Below are 19169 nucleotides of genomic sequence, written 5' to 3'. Positions count from 1 at the left end.
AATATACCCTATGAAAATTGAAGGTCACAAGCGAGTGAGTATAAGAAATGTGAAACCCCAAATTGACTGCGGAAAATATCCTATAAAAAGAGTAATAGAAGAAGAAATAAAAGTGGAAGCCGACATTTTTGGAGACGGGCATGACAAGGTGGACGCGGTGCTGCTCTTCCGCGAAAAAAGAACAGGCAGGGGCCGTGAAAAGAAATGGCAGGAAAAGCCGATGATCTTTGAGGGAAACGACCACTGGAGCGCAACTTTTGAATTGCCCGAAACCGGGGTGTACGAATACACCATAGAATCGTGGGTAGATCATTTTGCCACCTGGCAGGACAGCCTGGAGAAAAAAGCAGCCGCCAATCAAAATCTAAAGACCGAACTCCTCATAGGAGCCGAATTAATGGAAGAAGCCCTTGCCCGCGCCTCTTCCCCCAACAAGAAAAAGCTAAAAAACTGGTTCGACCTATTCAGGGATGAAGAGCATGAGCAAAGAGCTGTGTCTGAAGCCTTGAGTGATTCGGCTTCAAAAGCCATGTATGAATCCCGTAACCGCGACAAGGCTTTTCCTTATGATAAGATACTCGAAGTAAGGGTAGAAAGGAAAAAGGCACTCTTTAGTGCCTGGTACGAATTCTTTCCCCGATCTGCTTCCCCCGAAAAAGGCAGACACGGAACCTTTAAAGATTGCGAGAACATACTGCCTGAGGTGTCAAAAATGGGGTTTGATACTATATATTTTCCGCCCATACACCCCATTGGGCACAGCCATAGAAAAGGACTTAACAACGCTACCGAAGCCGAGGAAGGAGATCCGGGTTCACCCTGGGCCATTGGTGCCAGCGAAGGAGGCCATAAAGCCATACATCCCGAGCTGGGGAGCATGGAAGATTTTACCAGCCTAGTGAAGAAGGCCAAAGACCTGGGGATTGAGATCGCTTTGGATTTTGCCATCCAGTGTTCGCCAGACCATCCTTATGTAAAGGAACACCCGCAGTGGTTCAAATGGCGACCAGACGGTACAGTGCAATACGCTGAAAATCCGCCGAAGAAATATCAGGATGTGCTTCCGGTAAATTTTGAGACTGAAGACTGGGAGAACCTGTGGGAAGAATTGAAAAGTATAGTTGAATTCTGGATAGCTAAAGGCGTGAATGTTTTTAGAGTTGATAATCCGCATACCAAGACCTTTCTTTTCTGGGAATGGTGCATTGCCGAGATCAACAAAAAGCATGAGGGGATAATTTTTCTAGCGGAAGCTTTTACGCGCCCCCGGGTAATGGAGGAACTGGCAAAAATTGGGTTTAACCAATCCTACACCTACTTTACCTGGAGAAATACCAAAGAGGAATTTGAAGAATACCTCACCCAACTTACAAAGACTGAAGTGCGGGAGTATTACAGGCCCAACTTCTGGCCCAATACCCCCGATATACTTCCAATTTCCCTGGAACACAAAGAAGAGCCCTCATTTTTAATAAGGCTCATCCTTGCGGCCACTATGTCTTCCAATTATGGCCTTTACGGACCTGTCTTTGAATTTGGCCTCAACGAACCTTATCCCGGCAAGGAAGAGTATGTGCATTCAGAAAAATACCAGATCTATCACTGGGACTGGCACCGCAATACCCGTATTAAAGAGATGATAAGCATCCTCAACCGGATTAGGAATGAGAACGAGGCGCTGCAAACCACCTGGAATATTGAATTCTGTAAAACCGACAATGATAAATTGATCTCCTATTCTAAAGTAGATAAGGATGGAAAGAACAGGTTGATCATTGTAGTGAACCTCGATCCTCACAATACCCAGTCGGGTTGGGTTGAAGTTCCGCTTGAAAGGCTTCAAATAGACCCGCACGAATCTTATTCGGTGAGAGACCTGTTAACAGGCGCCAGCTATATATGGCAGGATGCATGGAATTATGTAGAGCTGCACCCACGGGCCATACCCGCACATATTTTAAAAGTAGAAACTAAAAAACCAATCCAATAAAAGATAAAAACCGATGATCAAACCACTTCAAGCGAGCGATCAGGAAACCTGGTATAAAGATGCTATTATTTACGAACTTCATATTAAAGCCTTTTTTGATAGCAATGGTGACGGAATAGGTGATTTTGAAGGCCTGCTGCAAAAGCTGGACTACCTGGAAGACCTGGGGGTGACAGCAATATGGCTGCTGCCATTCTACCCTTCCCCCCTTAGGGATGACGGTTATGACATTGCCGACTACTACAGCATTAACCCATCTTATGGAGATCTTGACACCTTCAAAAAGCTTATTGATGAAGCACATAGCCGCGGATTAAAGATCATTACCGAGCTGGTTATCAATCACACGTCAGACCAGCACCCGTGGTTTCAGGAAGCAAGAAACGCCCCCATAGGTTCTCCCGAGAGGGATTACTACGTATGGACCGATGACCCTACCAAATATAAAGATACCCGAATCATCTTTACAGATACCGAACCTTCTAACTGGACGTGGGACCCGGTGGCGCAACAGTATTTCTGGCACCGCTTTTTTAGTCATCAACCCGATTTGAATTTTGATAATCCAAAAGTGCAGCAGGAAGTGTTTGATGTAATTGACTTCTGGTTTGATATGGGTGTGGATGGCTTCAGGCTTGATGCCGTGCCTTACCTCTTCGAGAGGGAAGGCACAAACTGTGAAAACCTGCCGGAAACGCATGAATTCCTTCAGAAGTTAAGAGCGCATGTAGACAAGAAGTACGAGAACAAACTTTTGCTGGCTGAAGCCAATATGTGGCCAGAAGATTCGGCAGCGTATTTTGGGGAAGGCAACGAGTGCCATATGAACTACCACTTCCCCATTATGCCCAGGATGTTCATGTCGGTCAAGATGGAAGACCGCTATCCCATTATGGATATTATTGACCAGACTCCGGAAATTCCGGAGAACTGCCAGTGGGCAATTTTTCTTCGGAACCACGATGAATTGACCCTCGAAATGGTGACCGATGAAGAAAGGGATTACATGTACAAGGTCTACACCAAAGACCCGCAGGCGAAGATCAACGTTGGGATACGCCACAGGCTGGCTCCACTGCTTGAGAACAACCGCAATAAAATAGAATTGATGAACGTGCTGCTCTTCTCCCTTCCCGGCACCCCGGTGATCTATTACGGAGACGAGATTGGTATGGGAGACAATTACTATCTGGGAGACCGTGACGGGGTGAGAACGCCCATGCAATGGTCATCAGACCGCAATGCCGGATTCTCCCATGCAAATCCGCACAAGCTTTACCTGCCGGTCATTATAGATCCGGCATATAAGTACGAATCCATCAACGTTGAGACCGAACAAATGAATTCTTCTTCGCTCTTGTGGTGGATGAAGAGGATCATAAGCATGAGAAAAAAGTACAAAGCCTTTGGTCGCGGAGACATTAATTTTCTCTCTCCCAGCAATGCAAAGATCATAGCATACACGCGGACTTATGAAGATGAAGACATACTTGTGTTGGGGAACCTCTCCCGCTTTCCACAGGCTGCCGAACTCGATCTTGAGGCCTATGAAGGGTATATTCCGGTAGAAGTGTTCAGCCATAACAAATTCCCCAGGATCACCGAACACCCTTACCTGTTTACCATGGCGCCCCACGGTTATTACTGGTTCCAGTTACAAAAAGAGGAAGGCCATGTGGCACAGTCAGAAACGCCGGTATTAAGTATAGACAACTGGGAGCAACTTCTAAACAATAAGACCAAGACCAAATTAGAACAAAGTATTCTTCCGGGCTACCTCAATACCTGTCGCTGGTTTGGGGGCAAATCCAGAGTCATTCAGAGTATCTCTGTGGTGAACAAGGTAGACATACCCGTAAAAGATATCCCTTCAACTTTAATCACTATTGAAGTGAGCTATAATGATGGCCTGCCGGAAGTTTATCAGCTTCCGCTCGGATTTTTAAGTCCGAAACACGAAGATGAATTCAAAGAAATCCCCGGCAAAGGAATTATTGCCAAACTGAAGATAGATGGTGAAGAAGGATATCTTTTTGATTCGGTTTACAGCGAGAACTTCAGAAATGTGCTTTTCAGAAATATCCGAAAAGGAAGAAGGCTGAAGAGCGGCCGCGGCAACCTGGTTTTCTACCACAGTGAAGAAAATCTTGAAGCCGAAGGGAAAAAGGTACACTCCAAGATCCTCAATGCCGAGCAGAGCAACACCTCGCTCATTTTTGACAATAAATACTTCTTAAAATTATACCGAAAACTGGATAATACCATCAATCCAGACCTCGAGATCACCCGCTATCTCACTGAAAAAACAGAATACAAAAACTCCCCCCGATTTGTGGGTGCAATTGAGTACAAACCCGACCCCAGGAACATCATTGTACTGGGAATGATGCAGGACCTTGTGCCCAACCAGGGCGATGCATGGGATTATACAAAAGATGCGCTAAACCGCTTTTTTGACAGGGTACTCACCCTCCCGAAAGACCAGGAATTTGAGCCGGTAGAACATACGCTTAAACCGCTTTCTTACCAGGACCTTTCAGAAAACCTGAAAGAATTAATGGGCGCTGTTTTTCCTGAAAGGATATTCTTGTTAGGCCAAAGAACCGCCGAAATGCACAAAGCACTGGCAGCAAACCCTATGGAAAAGGATTTTGAACCTGAACCATTTTCTCTGCACTACCAGAGGTCATTGTTCTCTTCCCTGCAATCGCTTACCCGAAATGCTTTCCAAAACCTTCAGAAGAGTATAAAAACCCTTCCGGAGCATATACGGGAAGAAGCTCAGGAAGTGCTTGATATGAAAACTGAAGTGCTCAACACCTTTAAAAAAGTCTACGACCATAAGATCCCTATCATGAAGATAAGGACCCATGGCGACTACCATCTTGGGCAGGTTCTATGGACAGGTAAAGACTTTGTGATCATAGATTTTGAGGGCGAACCCGCAAGGTCTTTTAGTGAACGAAGATTAAAAAGATCGCCGCTGCGTGATGTGGCCGGTATGGTTCGCTCTTTCCACTATGCCGCTTACAGCAGCATCATAGAATCTGAATTTGACGATCACAACAAAGAAGGCGACCTAGATATCTGGGCAGAGAACTGGTATTACCTGGTCACCCAAATGTTCCTCAAAGGCTACTACGAGCACGTAGGCGAAAATGACTTTATTCCGCCAAATGAGGACGATACCGAGATCCTCATGCAGATCTTCCTGCTTGAAAAGGCGATCTACGAGATGAACTACGAATTGAACAACCGGCCAGACTGGGTCTTGATCCCGCTAAGGGGAATTAAATCATGTATAAAACAATAAATCATGGCTAAGAAAGAAAACAATAAAAAAGATATAGATAAAAATGTTTCTGACACCGGAAAAGCTCCCAAAGCTCCCGTGGATAAAGGCAAAAAATCTGCTGAAGAATCGGGGGAAGTAAAAGGGCCAAAAGGTGTAGGTAAAAAAACTCTGAAGAAGGCCGAGGCTAAGAAAACGGCTTCAGAGAAAACGGCTTCCAATAAACCTGCTGTTAAAAAAACCACGGCTGTTAAAAAGTCGGGAACTTCAAAAACAGCTTCAGAGAAAAAAACCGCATCAGATAAGGAGTCAAAAAGCACAAAATTAAAGACCGGTCTGCCAAAGACAAAGATGCCCGATTCAGATGCTGCGGCCAGTCCGAAGCCTAAAAGTAAGGCGAAGAAAACTTCCGCAGGAAAGAAAAATGCGGGAACAACTTCCAGGCCTGCCAAATTCAAGGAACCGCTTACTGATGAGCAGGTGCCCGATGTTGCAGCGCCAGCAAGCAAGGTAACCACTACCCCCGAAGAGAGTCCCGAGAAAAAGACCGGAACCAGAAAAAGCAAAAAATCTTCGGAAACAAAAGGCAAAAAATCTGAGGTGAAAAAGGAATCTAAACCGGCTGCAAAAGCAGCAGAAAAGAAACCTGCAAAGAAAATGTCTCGTCAAAAGAAAGTAGAGGGCATTAGTGCCGAAGAGAAAATGAAGTTGCCCAACACTTCGCCTTCCGAAGATCTAAAAGACGCAGCCAAAGACACTGCCGATGCTATCAAGAAAAAAGTCACTCCAAAAGAAAGCACTAAAAATGACCTCGAAAAAAAGGCAAAAGACCTGCTGCCCGATGCTGAAGACATTGAAAACATGAAGGATGCCGCCGGAAGTTTTGCCGAGAAATTAATTCCGAAGGCTGAAAAAGCAAAGAAAAAAGTGGAAGAGATTTTGCCCGATAAAGAGGAAGTAATGACAGCTGCCCAAAAGGCTAAAAAACAGGTGGAAGATCTGGCTACCAACAAGAAAGAAGAGCAAAAATCATCTTCAGACAAGCCTGTTGAAGCTACTTTACTAACCGAATTTGACATTCACCTGTTCCGCGAAGGCAAACATTACCACCTTTACAACAAATTAGGTTCCCACCTTATGGAATATATGGGCACCGAGGGGGTTTATTTCGCTGTTTGGGCTCCAAATGCCGAAAAAGTTGCGGTAGTAGGAGATTTCAATAATTGGGACAGGGATTCTAACCCCATGAAAGCCCGTTGGGATGGTTCAGGGATATGGGAAGTGTTCATCCCGGGTGCCAAAAAGGGCAGTTTGTACAAATATTTTATAAGGTCAAACAACGGCTATGAAGCCGATAAAGGAGACCCGTTTGCTTTTCAATGGGAAACTCCGCCCAACACAGCTTCTGTGGTCTGGGATCTGGAGAATACCTGGAAAGACAAAGTGTGGATGAAAGACCGCAAGAAAAAAGAAGGACAGGCCCGGCCCATGTCGGTATACGAACTGCACCTGGGTTCATGGAAGCGTGTGCCCGAAGATAACCTCAGGTCACTCACTTACTTAGAGCTGGCTGAACAACTTCCTGAGTATATCAAAGAACTGGGCTTCACCCACGTAGAATTCATGCCCGTGATGGAACATCCATTCTTTGGATCTTGGGGCTACCAGATTACCGGCTATTTTGCACCTTCGAGCCGCTTTGGTACTCCACAGGAGTTCATGAAGCTCATAGACAGCCTGCACCAGGCCGGCATTGGGGTGATCCTTGACTGGGTTCCCTCCCACTTTCCTTCAGATTTGCACGGCCTGCATTATTTTGACGGTACTTACCTGTATGAACACGCCGATCCCAAAAAAGGGTTTCACCCCGACTGGCAGAGCTATATCTTCAATTATGGCCGCAACGAGGTACGATCTTTCCTTATAAGCAACGCAGTCTTCTGGTTAGATAAATTTCATGCCGATGGCCTAAGGGTTGATGCGGTGGCCTCTATGTTATACCTGGATTATTCCAGAAAAGAAGGTGAATGGGAACCCAATGAACACGGCGGAAGAGAGAATCTTGAGGCAATTAGTTTCCTTAAAGAATTCAATGAAGTGGTGTACAAGGAATTCCCCGATGCCGTGACCATTGCCGAAGAATCTACCGCCTGGCCCATGGTCTCAAAACCCACTTATATCGGGGGGCTTGGCTTTGGGATGAAATGGATGATGGGCTGGATGCACGATACCCTGAAATATTTTAGTGAAGACCCTATCAACAGGAAATATCACCAGAACACCATTACGTTCAGTTCGAATTACGCATTTACTGAAAACTTTATGTTACCACTATCACATGATGAGGTGGTCTACGGAAAGCAGTCTATCCTCAATAAAATGCCGGGTGACGACTGGAATAAATTTGCCAACCTTCGCACGCTGTATGCCTACATGTACGCACACCCCGGAACCAAACTTTTATTTATGGGCGCAGAATTTGGTCAAACTACCGAATGGAATCACGATTCGAGCCTGGAGTGGCATTTAACCAATGAGAATTCTCACCGGCAAGTCCAGGAGACCTTTAAAGTGCTGAACGAGTTGTACAAAAAGGAACCCGCCCTGTATGAAAAAGCCTTTTCACACGAAGGATTTGAATGGGTTGATATCAAAGATGAAGAAAATAGCATCATCAGCTTTTTAAGAAAAGGCAACGACCCAAAAGACCATATTCTGGTGGTGTGTAATTTTACTCCCGTGCCCCGGGAGAATTATAGGATTGGTGTTGAAAAAGAAGGAAAATGGAAGGAGATCTTTAACAGCGACGATGCCAGCCTGGGCGGAAGTAACGTGAAAAACGAAGGGGAAGTTGAAAGCACAGAACTTACGGCCCACGGAAAAGACAATTCTATATCCCTTACACTTCCACCCATGGGTGTGGTTTACCTGAAACAGGCCTAGTCATTTTTTATTTTCAGAAATAAAACTGCCCCGGAAAATCCCGGGGCAGCTTTTTTAAGTAGTGATTGATCCTTAGTTAATAACTACCTTTTCAATAAATTCTTCTTTTCCCTTGTGAAGTTTCACAAAATATTCTCCCGACGGAACCCTTGAAAAGTCCAGAGATTTCTCAAAGTTCTTAGCGGAAGCCTTGATAGAGGTCAAAACCACTCCATAATCATCTTCCACTATAATGTCTATAGGTTGCTTTTCGGGGTTGGCAACATAAACATTCAGGATCTCTTCCTGGATCCGAAAATGAGGCTTATCTATAGTAAAGGAACTTCCAAGGATTTTTACACCCTCTACAGATTTCTTAATCTTCCAGGTTTTTGTCGCAAATCTTTTATCCACTTTTAAAAAGTAGGTTCCCGGCGGCACCATTTCGAGGTCAAGCCTCTTATTATATTTTCCGCCTGTAACCAGGTCATCCTTGTAAAGAGTAACCCCAAATTGATCTTCAAATAAAATAACAGTTCCCTGATTTAAATTTGTAAGGTCTATCAACAAAGTTTGCTCTCCATTCAATCTTACTTCCTCCTCTTTTTCCATAGCACCTGCATAAAAGTAAGTACAAAGGAAAAAAACAATTGCTGCGATGTGTTTTAGCTTTTTCATAATTTTCACTTTTTTAGTTAATAGATTAAATTTTACACAACAAACATACTCGCTTATTAGGTCTGTAAATAGATCATAATTGGCACAAATATGTCTAAAATTGATATTACTATTATCAACTACAACGTTTTAAGTTAAATATGTACATGTAAAGGGTAATTTTGAAGAAGTAATGTATTTTTACACGAATTAAATTTATTTCAAAATTTTATCCTGTTTATGAATATAAATGTAAAACCCGAACTGGAAAAAATAGAGCCTGCTTTTGGAAGTTCAATTCTGTACAGAACCTATAATAAGCACCACCAAAACAGGAAGCACACATTTTGGCATTATCATCCCGAAATTGAACTGGTCTACGTAAACAAAGGGGCGGGCAAAAGGCAAATTGGGAGCCATATCTCTTACTACCGCGATGGAGATCTTATGCTCATAGGATCAAATCTCCCGCACTGTGGTTTTACCGATGGCCTCACCGGCAACGAAAATGAAACAGTGATACAGATGAAACCCGACTTTTTGGGAGGTAGTTTTTTTGAACTCCCCGAAACTAAGAACATAAAAGCCCTTTTTGAGAAGGCTACAATGGGAATAGTTTATAATGGCCGGTCTAAAAAAGATATTGGGGGAAAAATGGAAGCCCTTGAAGATAAACCTCCCTTTCAACGCCTTCTTGGACTGCTCGAAATTCTGCACCTCATGGAAAAATCCACAGAATACTCTGTACTAAATGCAAAGGGTTTTCTGCTGGAAACCGAACTACAGGACAACCACCGGATCAATAACATTTTCAACTTTGTAAAAGAAGAGTTTCAGCGTTCCATTGGCCTTGAAGAAGTAGCAGGTAAGGTAAGCATGACCGTACCGGCCTTCTGCAGGTATTTTAAGAAAATAACAGGAAAAACCTTTACCCAATTCGTAAACGAATACCGTTTGGTACACGCCGCCAAGTTACTTCATGAGAAACAGGTAAGCATTACCGAAGTGTGTTTTGAGAGTGGATTCAACAATTTTAGCCATTTCAATAAGCAGTTCAAAAAATTCACGGGAAAATCCCCCTCCCATTACAGGAATGAACTTAAGGTAGTTTTAACCTGATTATAGGCTCATTCTTTGTGAGAATATTGTACCTTCAAAAGTCCGGGGGGAATCTTAAAGAAGATAAGTAATTTTCTCGGGCCAACTTGACAAAGTACTGTGAGACCATAGCAGTAACATGTTCGCTACCGCTTTGTTATATAATTTAATACTCTTAAAACCTAAACCAACAGCATGAAAAGAAAAGCAACAGCCGTTTGGAACGGCACCATTAAAGAAGGAAAAGGAAATTTATCTACCCAAAGCCAGGTCCTGCAAAAGACGCCTTACTCTTTCCACACCCGTTTTGAAGATGAAAAGGGAACAAACCCCGAAGAACTCATTGGCGCGGCACATGCCGGTTGTTTTACCATGCAGCTTTCGGCCAATCTCAGCGAAGAGGAATTCAATCCTGTAGAGCTCGAGACAAAATGCGAGATCACTTTTGAAGACGGAACCATCAGGAAGTCCCACCTCATCCTTACCGCAAAAGTGCCTGGAATTTCGCAGGAGAAATTTGATAAGCTGGTAAAGCACGCCAAGGAGAACTGCCCTATCTCCAAACTGCTCAACACCGAAATCACGCTCGATTCCACCCTTAACGGATAAAAGCACAATTACAATTTTAGTTTAAAAAGCGCTTCAAAAATGTCATTTTTGAGGCGCTTTTTCATTGTTCCCTTTTGAACAAAAGCCTGGTTTACCTCGAGCTCTATTCCCAGGTAATGCTGCGAAAATTGTTTGCGCAAATAAGTAGTAAAACCGTCATCCACGCCCAGGTAAGGATAATTGAATCGCACCCTAAGATCTCTATCCTGCTGAAGAATGCTGTTCTTAAATTTTGTGCAAAAATCTGCTTCTGCACTGCGGGCGGGGTCAAAAAGCAATCCTATATCAGCATTCCTTTGCTCCCCGTGCAATTCAGGTGTAAAAGTATGAACCGAAATATGCAGCACCTCATTTCCTGCTGAAATAAGATCCCCAATCCTGCTCTCAACGTAGTTGCGGTATGGCAGATAAAAGTCATCCAGAATTTGCTCTTTTTGAGCCCCCGGAAGTTGTGCCGTGAATTCTGAAAATAGCTGCGCATGCCCCAGGGAACGGTTGGGTTCTACCAGGAGCCGACTCATCATATATTCCTGCCCGAAAACTGCCAGCAGCGAGAGTTTCCTAAACAGGTCTAGTGCTCCGGGATCATAAGCCCGGTGGGTTTCCAGTACTTCCGCTGCTTCTGAAAAAAGGTTTTCATATTCCTGCGGAATTTCATTCCCGGCGTGTTCACAAGTTAATACGAGCTTCATATTTCAGTTTTAAACTCATTAAATCCAGAAGAAAGAGCCAATATCAACTACGCTTCAAAAAACCTGTTTTCCTCAAGACAATTTGCCAGTTCTTGATAAAGCCTGATGATCTCTTCTTCTGAAGGATCCTCTCCAAGAGATTTTAAAATCCTTGTGGAAAGGCTACCGTTCTTCAGCAAGAATTCAATGCTGTTGCGGTGCTTTTCAGAAATATTTTCCTTCACAAGGGAATATATTCTCCTCCAAATATCTTTGACCGAACTCCCGGGCTGCAAATCGAAAATATCGGCAAATGCGGCATTTTGAATAATGCTTGCTTCAGCAGCAATAATTACTTCATTAAAGATGTCAAAAAGGTCATTTTCACTCCACTTTTTTTGATCTTCAAGTGACACCAGCTCTTCGCTCACCAGCAACTTAAGGGCTTCAATAATTAGAACGGCAATGGCGATATCTGCCCCGGAGCATTCCTGCAGGTCTATAACCCGTATCTCTATAGCTCCACGGTCAAAGCGCGCAATGGCGCCGCGGGAATTAAGGAAGTGATGATCAAGTATGTTTTCGGTATCGTGGGGTTTTATAGCCTTGTTGATGGGCTCAAAAATTCCGCTGTAGTACTCCTGCTTTGAAAAAAGCCTTTCCGGAATAACTTTACCCGTCATCTCCGGAATTTCTTTCTGGTTGGTTTTGTACACGTGCATCCGGGTGTCTTTAAAGCCGGTATATTTCCCCTCAAAAATGGGGGAACTGGCACTCAATCCGGGAATTACAGGCAGGAGGATCCTTACGGCCGCGTGCAATTTTTCAAATTCGGCATCTCCCGAAAATGGCAGATTTACATGCATGCTTTGAACGTTGCTCCAGCCATGGCCGCGGCAGTCAAAAATGCGATTGTAGAGCGTATAAATCCTGCTGTAGTTGTGTTGCCACAGCTGCATCTCTTTTTCGGGATCCATGAGTGGATGAGCCGCTGTGGGAAGAAGTTTGGTGTTGAATTCCTTCAGCAGTGCATTGACCTCCCTCACGTTTTCAGCAAAAAGTTCGTCCAGTTGGTCAAGATTGGCGGTAGGGCCGTTGGTTTTTAGTTCTACCACATGAGCCACAAGTTCATTGCTCCACTCTATTTTTCCATTTTCAACATCAGAAGTTAAAGATCCGTGTTTTCTGGTCAACAATTTATCTACAATGGGATTGACCTTCATGCTGGCCGAATTGACCAGCATGTACTCAAGTTCTATCCCGTAAACTTCAAAAAGGTGATAACTCATTCGGCTTTCTTTTCAAGTCGGTTTTTAAGAGCGGTGAGGACTTCAGTATAAACTTTATCTCCATAAAAGCGATCTTCCACTCCAAAATCTATGTTAGGATTATCGTTGATCTCAATGACCAGGGGTTTGCCGTTTACCTCCTTGACGTCAATTCCGTAAAGGCCTTTTCCCATAAGTTTTGCCGATCTAAGGGCAACATCAAGTACCTTTTTTGGCACCTCATCAATAGACATTACATCTGCGTTTCCTTCCTGGTCGTCTTTTTTCCTCGCATTCCAGTTGTAAATCTGCCAGTGGCCTTTGGCCATGTAATAGCGGCAGGCAAAGAGAGGTTTATCGTCAAGAATACCAATCCTCCAGTCGTAATCTGAAGGGGTGTATTCCTGGGCAATGACGAGTTCAGATTTCTTGAGCATCTCCCCTACCAATTTCTCGTACTCTTCGGCTGTAGCTGCTTTTTTTACCCCAAATGAAAAGGTGGAATCGGGCGATTTTAACACCAGGGGAAGACCGGTCTTTTCTACGACTTTATTCCGGTTGTCTTTGTGAACAATGATTGTTTTAGGCGTGGGAATACCCGAATTTTCGAGAGCTTCGGCCATAAAAACCTTGTTACAGCACTTAAGGATGGCATCGGGATAATCAACTATGGCAATATCTTCCTGCTGGGCCTTGCGGGCAAAAGCATAAGCCTCGTTGTTCACCTCTGTACTTTGCCTTATAAAAAGTGCGTCAAAAGACGAAAGCCGGGAAAGGTCTTTTGGAGAAACAAACTCCACGTAGAAATTCATTTTCTCGGCGATCTCTGCAAACTTTTTCAAAGCTTTCGGGTTACTTGGCGGTGCAGGATCATGATCCTGAACGAGGATGGCCAAATCGTACTGAAAAGTCTCATTTTTGGGAGTATCATATCGCTTTTTCGCAAAATACTGGATAGCAAACTGTCTCATGACTTCCCGGTGTTCATTGGGAATCTCAACTTCAGACAAAGCTTTGATAGATTTTATGCTCCACCTGTTGGTGTAAGTGAATTTCACCCTTAAGAACGGAATTTGAAAATGCCGGTGAAACATGGTACTCAATTCCCTGTACTTCTGGGCAACATTTTGACCAAAATAGATACTTAATGTAAACTCTGGTGACTTAATCCCCTTTAAACTTTTCTGAATGAGGTCGTCAAATTCATCTGAAACGATCTTGACAAGCCTGGGTTCCCTTAAATCTACCAGGTTCATCACGGTAGGAATGGCCAGGTGGCCGCGGGCCTCGGCTAAAAGGGATACATAATATCCCTTACTCTGGTAAGAATAATCCTTACATAAATTGAAAATCCGCGCTTTTTTAAGACGGGCATATTCGGGATTTGTAAGATACTCCCTGGCCGAAATCACTTCCATATTTTCAAGGGAAAGGTTCCAGTTATCGGGATTATTTACAACTAAAAATTTCTTCATTAAATGGTTTAAATATATCCAAAGGTATATCAAAAAACTTCTGAAAAACCAGCTTAAAAATAAATTTTCAGCAAGCTTCTTTAAAAGTAAAAATTTTCTGTCTAACAATTTTAACAACCTGGTTTTAATATGGTTAAACCCATTGTGATTTTTGAAATAAACTATCGGCTTTACTATATTAAACCGGAGAACGACTGAAATTTAATTTTAAAGAAATAAGCTATGGCATCACATCTAAGTTTTGACAAATTCGCGAAAGAGGCGTATGATTATGTTAATGACCTGGCCCGCGACCTGGGGCATCCCGAAGAAAAAGAAAGGGTGCTCATAATCTGGCGTGCAGTAATGCATGCCCTTCGCGACCGCATTCATATGGGAGAAGCCATGCAGCTCATGGATCCGCTCCCTACCATCTTCAGGGGAATTTATGCTGAAAACTGGAAATACAATGAGAAGCCTCCAAACACCTTCAGCAGTATAGAAGAGATGAAGGAAGAAGTAAAAAGCCTACAGGCGCAGTACGGGGAAGAAGATTTTCCTTGGAAGAAACCTACGGAAGAAATCATCTCGATTACTATTAATTCGCTCGACCGCTTTTTACAGGGAAAACAACTACAGCATTTAAAAGATCAATTGCCTAAAGAGGTAAAAGAACTGGCAGGTTAAAAGAAAACCTTCCGGCAATGCCGGAAGGTTCTTATAAACTGGAAGAAAACAGATCTTGCCCCTAAACTAGCCCCGAAATATTCCCTTCCAAATCTATATTTATATTTTCTGATGCAGGGTGTGCCGGTAATCCGGGCATGCGCATCATATCTCCGGTAATGGGTATTAAAAATCCAGCCCCGGCAGCGATCTCTATTTCCCGAACGGTAAGGCTAAACCCGGTTGGCCGGCCTAGCAGAATGGGGTTATCAGACAGGGATTTTTGGGTCTTGGCAATACAAACCGGGAGCCCATCTAATCCTAAATTTGAAATGGTTTTTAGGTCACGCCTTGCTTTTGCAGCATATTCCACCCTGTCGGCCCCGTATATTTTCCTGGCAATAGTCTCTATTTTATTCATCACCGAATCTTCCCAATCATAAAGCGGAGTGAAATGGGATTCCCCTTCTTCAATTGCTTCTACAACTTTTTTTGCCAGCTCTAGCGCGCCTTCCCCACCTTTTGCCCAGCCGTCAGATACTGCGACCTTAACACCCAGTTTTTCAGCCAGATCAATAATTACCTGAACTTCTTCATCACTGTCGCTGTAGAATTTATTAATGGCTATTACGGGAGTGATGTTGAACTGCCGCGCATTTTCAAGATGTTTCTCAAGGTTGGGCAAACCTTTTTTCAAAGCTTCCACATTTGGGATGGTGAGCGATGAAAGAGGAACACCGCCGTGGTATTTTAAGGCTCTTATGGTAGCGGTCATTACCACAACTTTAGGAGCCAGGCCTGCGCTTTGGCATTTTATATCAAGGAATTTTTCTGCACCAAGATCAAAGCCGAATCCGGCTTCGGTAACGGTATAGTCTGAAAGGCTCATGCCCATGCGGGTGGCGATCACCGAGTTTGTGCCCTGGGCTATGTTGGCAAATGGGCCAAGGTGAATAATAGCAGGGTTCCCTTCTATGGTTTGAACCAGGTTGGGCTTAATGGCATCCTTCAAAAGCGTGGCCATGGCACCTTCGGCATTGAGATCACGGGCGTAAATGGCTTTTTTATCAAAGGTGTAACCAATAAATATGTTTCCTAAACGGCCTTTTAGATCCTCAAGGTTTTCGGCGAGGCACATAATGGCCATGATCTCTGAAGCCGCAGTAATATCAAATCCGCTTTCCCTGGGAATTCCTGAACCGGTTCCTCCCAACCCTATCACGATATTCCTTAGGGAACGGTCATTTACATCCATCACCCTTTTAAGGGCAACCGTACGCGGATCGATACCAAGATTATTTGTCTTTGACTGGATATTATTGTCTACAAGGGCTGCCAGGAGGTTATGGGCTTTTTCAATAGCCGAAAAATCCCCGGTAAAGTGCAGGTTGATATCTTCCATGGGCAAGACCTGGGAATAACCTCCCCCGGTAGCACCTCCTTTTATCCCAAACACGGGGCCTAAGGAGGGTTCCCTCAACACCACGGTGGTTTTCTTACCCAGCCTGTTCATAGCTTCTGAAAGTCCTATAGAGACCGTGGTTTTTCCTTCTCCTGCAGGAGTTGGTGAAATGGCCGAAACTAAAATGAGGTCTCCTGCTTTTACTTTCTCCCTGTCAATCTTGTTTAGCGGTAGCTTTGCTTTATATTTCCCGTACATCTCAATATCATCTGGATCGAGGCCAAGCTTTTGAGCTATTTCTGTAATGGGAATTAATTTTATTTTGTGGGCTATGTCAAGATCGGTAAGTGGAGAAGTGGTCATCATTAGTCCGTCTGGCTTTTATATTTACAGTTCAAAAGTATAATGAAAGCACAGGCCCAAGAATGATCATAATCAGGTTTCAGCACATTTTTCAAACGTTTTCGCCAGCTTCAGGTAACTGCTTTGTAAAAGGAGTCAATATGTTCCTGGTCGCCACTTACAAATACGAGGTCCTCTCTCAACAATTTGACGTTCGGAAACACTGTTTTTATCATTTGGCCTTTCCGGGAGACCGCGAGTATGTTTACGCCATAATTTTTCCTCACATCTACTTCTTCAATCGTTTTTCCAACTACTGCCCCACTTTCTGCCATAACCCTCACACAACTTATCTTAAAATCGGGGATGGTTGAAGATTTGAAGGTTTGCAGCCGTTTGTGCGACTGAAAGACCTGGTAATTATCGGCTCGTACCGAATCAATTAAATTTTCCAGTTCATCGAGCGGCACAAGGAAATTGGTAAGTACCCGTGAAAATATTTCTATGGAAGTCTCAAATTCCTCCGGAATCACTTCATCGGCACCCAGGGCCAATAAAGTCTCAATCTCTTTCACATACCTTGTTCTTACCACTATGTGAACAGAAGGTGAGATATGCCTGATGTTTGAAACTATGGCCTTGGTTGCCCGCGGATCAGAAATTGCAATGACCACGATACGCGCCTTGTTCACATGTACAGCTTCGAGCATGTGTTCCTGCACCGCATCTCCATAAATTATTGGTTCCCCCCTCGCCTTCTGGTGTTTCACGATTTGAGGATTGAGCTCCAGGATCATGTAAGGAATATCGGCGTATTTCGCGGCTTTGGCCAGGTTTGCGCCATTGATCCCGTAGCCTATTATGAGCAGGTGATCTTCGGGGCCCGGGGCATCCTGTTTTGAAAGGGAAAGGTCCCTGCCGGTTTTATAAGCTCCCGAAGCCGGCGCAAAGGTTTTCAGGATAAAATTGGTGGTTTTTCCTGAAAAAAGGAAAACAAAAGGCGTGAGCAGCATGGTAAATACCGACACCGAAAGAAAATACTGGTTCATTTCCGCTGAAAGTAATCCGCTTTCTATTCCAATCCGGGAAAGGATAAAGGCAAATTCCCCCACCTGGAACAAAGCCATCCCGGTGAGGACCACCGTTCTTACAGGATACTTCAGAATTGCCGCGGTAAGGGATACCACGCCTCCCTTCAGCAAAAAAACAACTACCACCATAAGCAAGATCACTGCCGCATTTTTCATAAAGAAATCGAGATCAAGCAGCATCCCGATAGAGATAAAGAAAAAACTGATGAACAGCTCCCTAAACGGCAGGATGGTGCTTGTAGCCTGGTGGCTAAAATCTGATTCAGAAATAATGAGGCCGGCCAAAAAAGCCCCAAAGGCGAGGGAAAGCCCTGCAGAAGCGGTAATAAAAGCCACAGTGAAACACAGGGTGATGGTAGCCAGCAAAAAGAGTTCCTTGCTTTTTGTTTGTGCAATGAGGTACAAGGCACGGGGCACCAGGTATTTCGCGCCAATATAAGTTAAAGCCAGTACCAGCGCACTTTTTAGAATAAGCAGGAGTACTTCGTTATACAGGTTGCCCGAATTTCCTGCCATTATGGGCGTGATCAACATCATTGGCACTACAATCAAATCCTGAAAAATGAGGATCCCAAGTGCCATACGCCCGTGAGGTGCCGTGATCTCATTGCGGTCGTACAGTATCTTCAACACTATGGCCGTGCTCGAAAGCGAGAACAAAAAGCCCATGAACACGGCTTCATTCCAGGAAAATTTAAGGCCGAAAAATATAAGTGCAGTAACAACAATACTTAATCCCACCTGCAAAAACCCACCAAAAAACACGGTTCGTTTCATGGAAGCCAGTTGTTTGATGGAAAGCTCCATCCCAATGACGAACATGAGCAGGATCACCCCAATTTCGGAAAGGATTTCAATTTGCTCCGGGTTTTCAATAAGCCCAAACCCAAAAGGCCCTATAATAATGCCGGTAACAAGAAAGCCCAGCACCGATGGTAATTTTAACCGCTGTAACAAAAGCACAACAACTACAGAAAAACCAAGCAATACCACAATGTCCTGGAGTAAGGGAAAATGCATTTTTTAGCTGAATTTTAGATTCCTAATGTATTGAATTCTGCCCTAAAATCGGGGGTTTCTTTGTAAGGATTAGACGATAATTTATCCGAAAATTTAGCTGTCTCAAAATTGAGTTCTAAAAATTCTACGGAATTCTATTCCCTTCCGGAAAAAGCAAAATTCTCCAGGATATCCCAGGTTTTTCCGTTGTGCTTAAAGAGCGTAAGCGCTTCAGCCTTAAATTCTGCTGAAAAATCCCTGTTTTTGAACGCCTGCCACACTTTTGGGAACTTCTTATAATCCAGGTCGCGGGTGGCTAAAGTGACATGCGGATGTAAGTTTTCAGAAAGCTTTGGAGGAAGAAAGTTTGTTGCCTTTTGAAGTAAATTTTCATGTAGCCTTTGAAAAGGCCCGTGATCTTCGACATTTATGAAGAGCGTACGCTGCTTAAAATGCCCAAAACCCCTAAGCTTTACAGGAAAAGCTGGCTGTTTGCCCGAAAGTTCTTTAAGAGTGCCTAGAAATGCCTTTTCCTGCTCTTCTGCAAGAGGTACGGGTGGCAGTAAAGTGATGTGGGCAGGCAATTTGAGGGGATGTGCTGCTTCAAACTGCTCTTTGATCTCCAGTTTTATCTTTTTCACTTTTTCTTTCACTTCCGAAGAAGGAACAATGGCTGCAAAATAAAGGGCTTTCGAAAATGCCATTTTT

13 protein-coding genes are annotated in these 19169 nt (G+C 43.8%); 6 read left to right on the top strand and 7 right to left on the bottom strand.

All coding sequences use genetic code 11. The annotated features are described in order from the left end of the window. Positions 1-10 precede the first annotated feature (10 nt). The 3 genes from JRG66_RS14185 to glgB all read left to right on the top strand — a co-directional run bounded on the left by JRG66_RS14185 (position 11) and on the right by glgB (position 8225). Positions 11-1990 carry an alpha-1,4-glucan--maltose-1-phosphate maltosyltransferase gene (locus tag JRG66_RS14185; RefSeq protein WP_265163419.1) on the top strand — a complete coding sequence of 660 codons (1980 nt, stop codon included), beginning with the start codon at positions 11-13 and terminating at the stop codon, positions 1988-1990. A 13-nt stretch (positions 1991-2003) separates the two neighbouring features. After that, positions 2004-5303 carry a maltose alpha-D-glucosyltransferase gene (gene treS, locus JRG66_RS14180; RefSeq protein ID WP_265163418.1) on the top strand — a complete coding sequence of 1100 codons (3300 nt, stop codon included), beginning with the start codon at positions 2004-2006 and terminating at the stop codon, positions 5301-5303. Positions 5304-6242: 939 nt separating this feature from the next. Next, positions 6243-8225, top strand: a complete 1983-nt coding sequence (glgB, locus tag JRG66_RS14175) for a 1,4-alpha-glucan branching protein GlgB (RefSeq protein WP_265165460.1) — start codon at positions 6243-6245, stop codon at positions 8223-8225. A 72-nt stretch (positions 8226-8297) separates the two neighbouring features. Here the strand turns inward: glgB and JRG66_RS14170 are convergent, their stop codons facing one another. Next, positions 8298-8882: a T9SS type A sorting domain-containing protein gene (locus JRG66_RS14170; RefSeq protein ID WP_265163417.1), complete on the bottom strand. Its 585-nt coding sequence runs from the start codon at positions 8880-8882 to the stop codon at positions 8298-8300. Between the two features lie 219 nt (positions 8883-9101). On the opposite strand from JRG66_RS14170, the gene JRG66_RS14165 reads away from it, so the two are divergent. Together JRG66_RS14165 and JRG66_RS14160 are read left to right on the top strand one after the other, a co-directional pair. Continuing rightward, positions 9102-9980 (top strand): AraC family transcriptional regulator, encoded by an 879-nt coding sequence (locus tag JRG66_RS14165; protein WP_265163416.1) that lies wholly within the window; start codon positions 9102-9104, stop codon positions 9978-9980. Between the two features lie 174 nt (positions 9981-10154). After that, positions 10155-10568 (top strand): OsmC family protein, encoded by a 414-nt coding sequence (locus JRG66_RS14160; RefSeq protein WP_265163415.1) that lies wholly within the window; start codon positions 10155-10157, stop codon positions 10566-10568. 8 nt (positions 10569-10576) lie between these two features. On the opposite strand, the gene JRG66_RS14155 is transcribed toward JRG66_RS14160, so the two are convergent. From JRG66_RS14155 to JRG66_RS14145, 3 genes are read right to left on the bottom strand one after another with little or no spacing between them, the layout of a single operon-like run. Next, entirely contained in the window at positions 10577-11260 is a 684-nt protein-coding gene (locus tag JRG66_RS14155) for an N-formylglutamate amidohydrolase (protein WP_265163414.1), read from the bottom strand. A 47-nt stretch (positions 11261-11307) separates the two neighbouring features. Then, on the bottom strand, positions 11308-12528 hold the full coding sequence (locus JRG66_RS14150) for a carboxylate-amine ligase (protein WP_265163413.1): 1221 nt from the start codon (positions 12526-12528) through the stop codon (positions 11308-11310). Beyond that, the gene (locus JRG66_RS14145) at positions 12525-13982 is read right to left on the bottom strand and encodes a RimK family ATP-grasp domain-containing protein (protein ID WP_265163412.1); all 1458 of its coding nucleotides are present in this window, start codon (positions 13980-13982) and stop codon (positions 12525-12527) included. Before JRG66_RS14145 ends, JRG66_RS14150 begins: the two co-directional genes overlap by 4 nt. 222 nt (positions 13983-14204) lie before the next feature. Between JRG66_RS14145 and JRG66_RS14140 the strand changes: the two genes are divergently transcribed. Continuing rightward, the gene (locus JRG66_RS14140; RefSeq protein WP_265163411.1) at positions 14205-14648 is read left to right on the top strand and encodes a DUF2267 domain-containing protein; all 444 of its coding nucleotides are present in this window, start codon (positions 14205-14207) and stop codon (positions 14646-14648) included. Between the two features lie 61 nt (positions 14649-14709). On the opposite strand, the gene JRG66_RS14135 is transcribed toward JRG66_RS14140, so the two are convergent. The 3 genes from JRG66_RS14135 to JRG66_RS14125 all read right to left on the bottom strand — a co-directional run bounded on the left by JRG66_RS14135 (position 14710) and on the right by JRG66_RS14125 (position 19165). After that, the gene (locus JRG66_RS14135; protein WP_265163410.1) at positions 14710-16395 is read right to left on the bottom strand and encodes a formate--tetrahydrofolate ligase; all 1686 of its coding nucleotides are present in this window, start codon (positions 16393-16395) and stop codon (positions 14710-14712) included. 107 nt (positions 16396-16502) lie between these two features. After that, positions 16503-18482, bottom strand: coding sequence for a monovalent cation:proton antiporter family protein (locus JRG66_RS14130; RefSeq protein WP_265163409.1), 1980 nt, complete (start codon positions 18480-18482; stop codon positions 16503-16505). A gap of 134 nt (positions 18483-18616) precedes the next feature. Beyond that, complete coding sequence (locus JRG66_RS14125) at positions 18617-19165, bottom strand: 2'-5' RNA ligase family protein (RefSeq protein ID WP_265163408.1); 549 nt, start codon at positions 19163-19165, stop codon at positions 18617-18619. Between the last annotated feature and the right edge of the window lie 4 nt (positions 19166-19169).

This window comes from Salinimicrobium tongyeongense (assembly GCF_026109735.1).
Lineage (GTDB): Bacteria > Bacteroidota > Bacteroidia > Flavobacteriales > Flavobacteriaceae > Salinimicrobium > Salinimicrobium tongyeongense.
The sequence above is the reverse complement of the archived record's forward strand: the minus strand, read 5'-3'. Positions and strand labels throughout refer to the sequence as shown.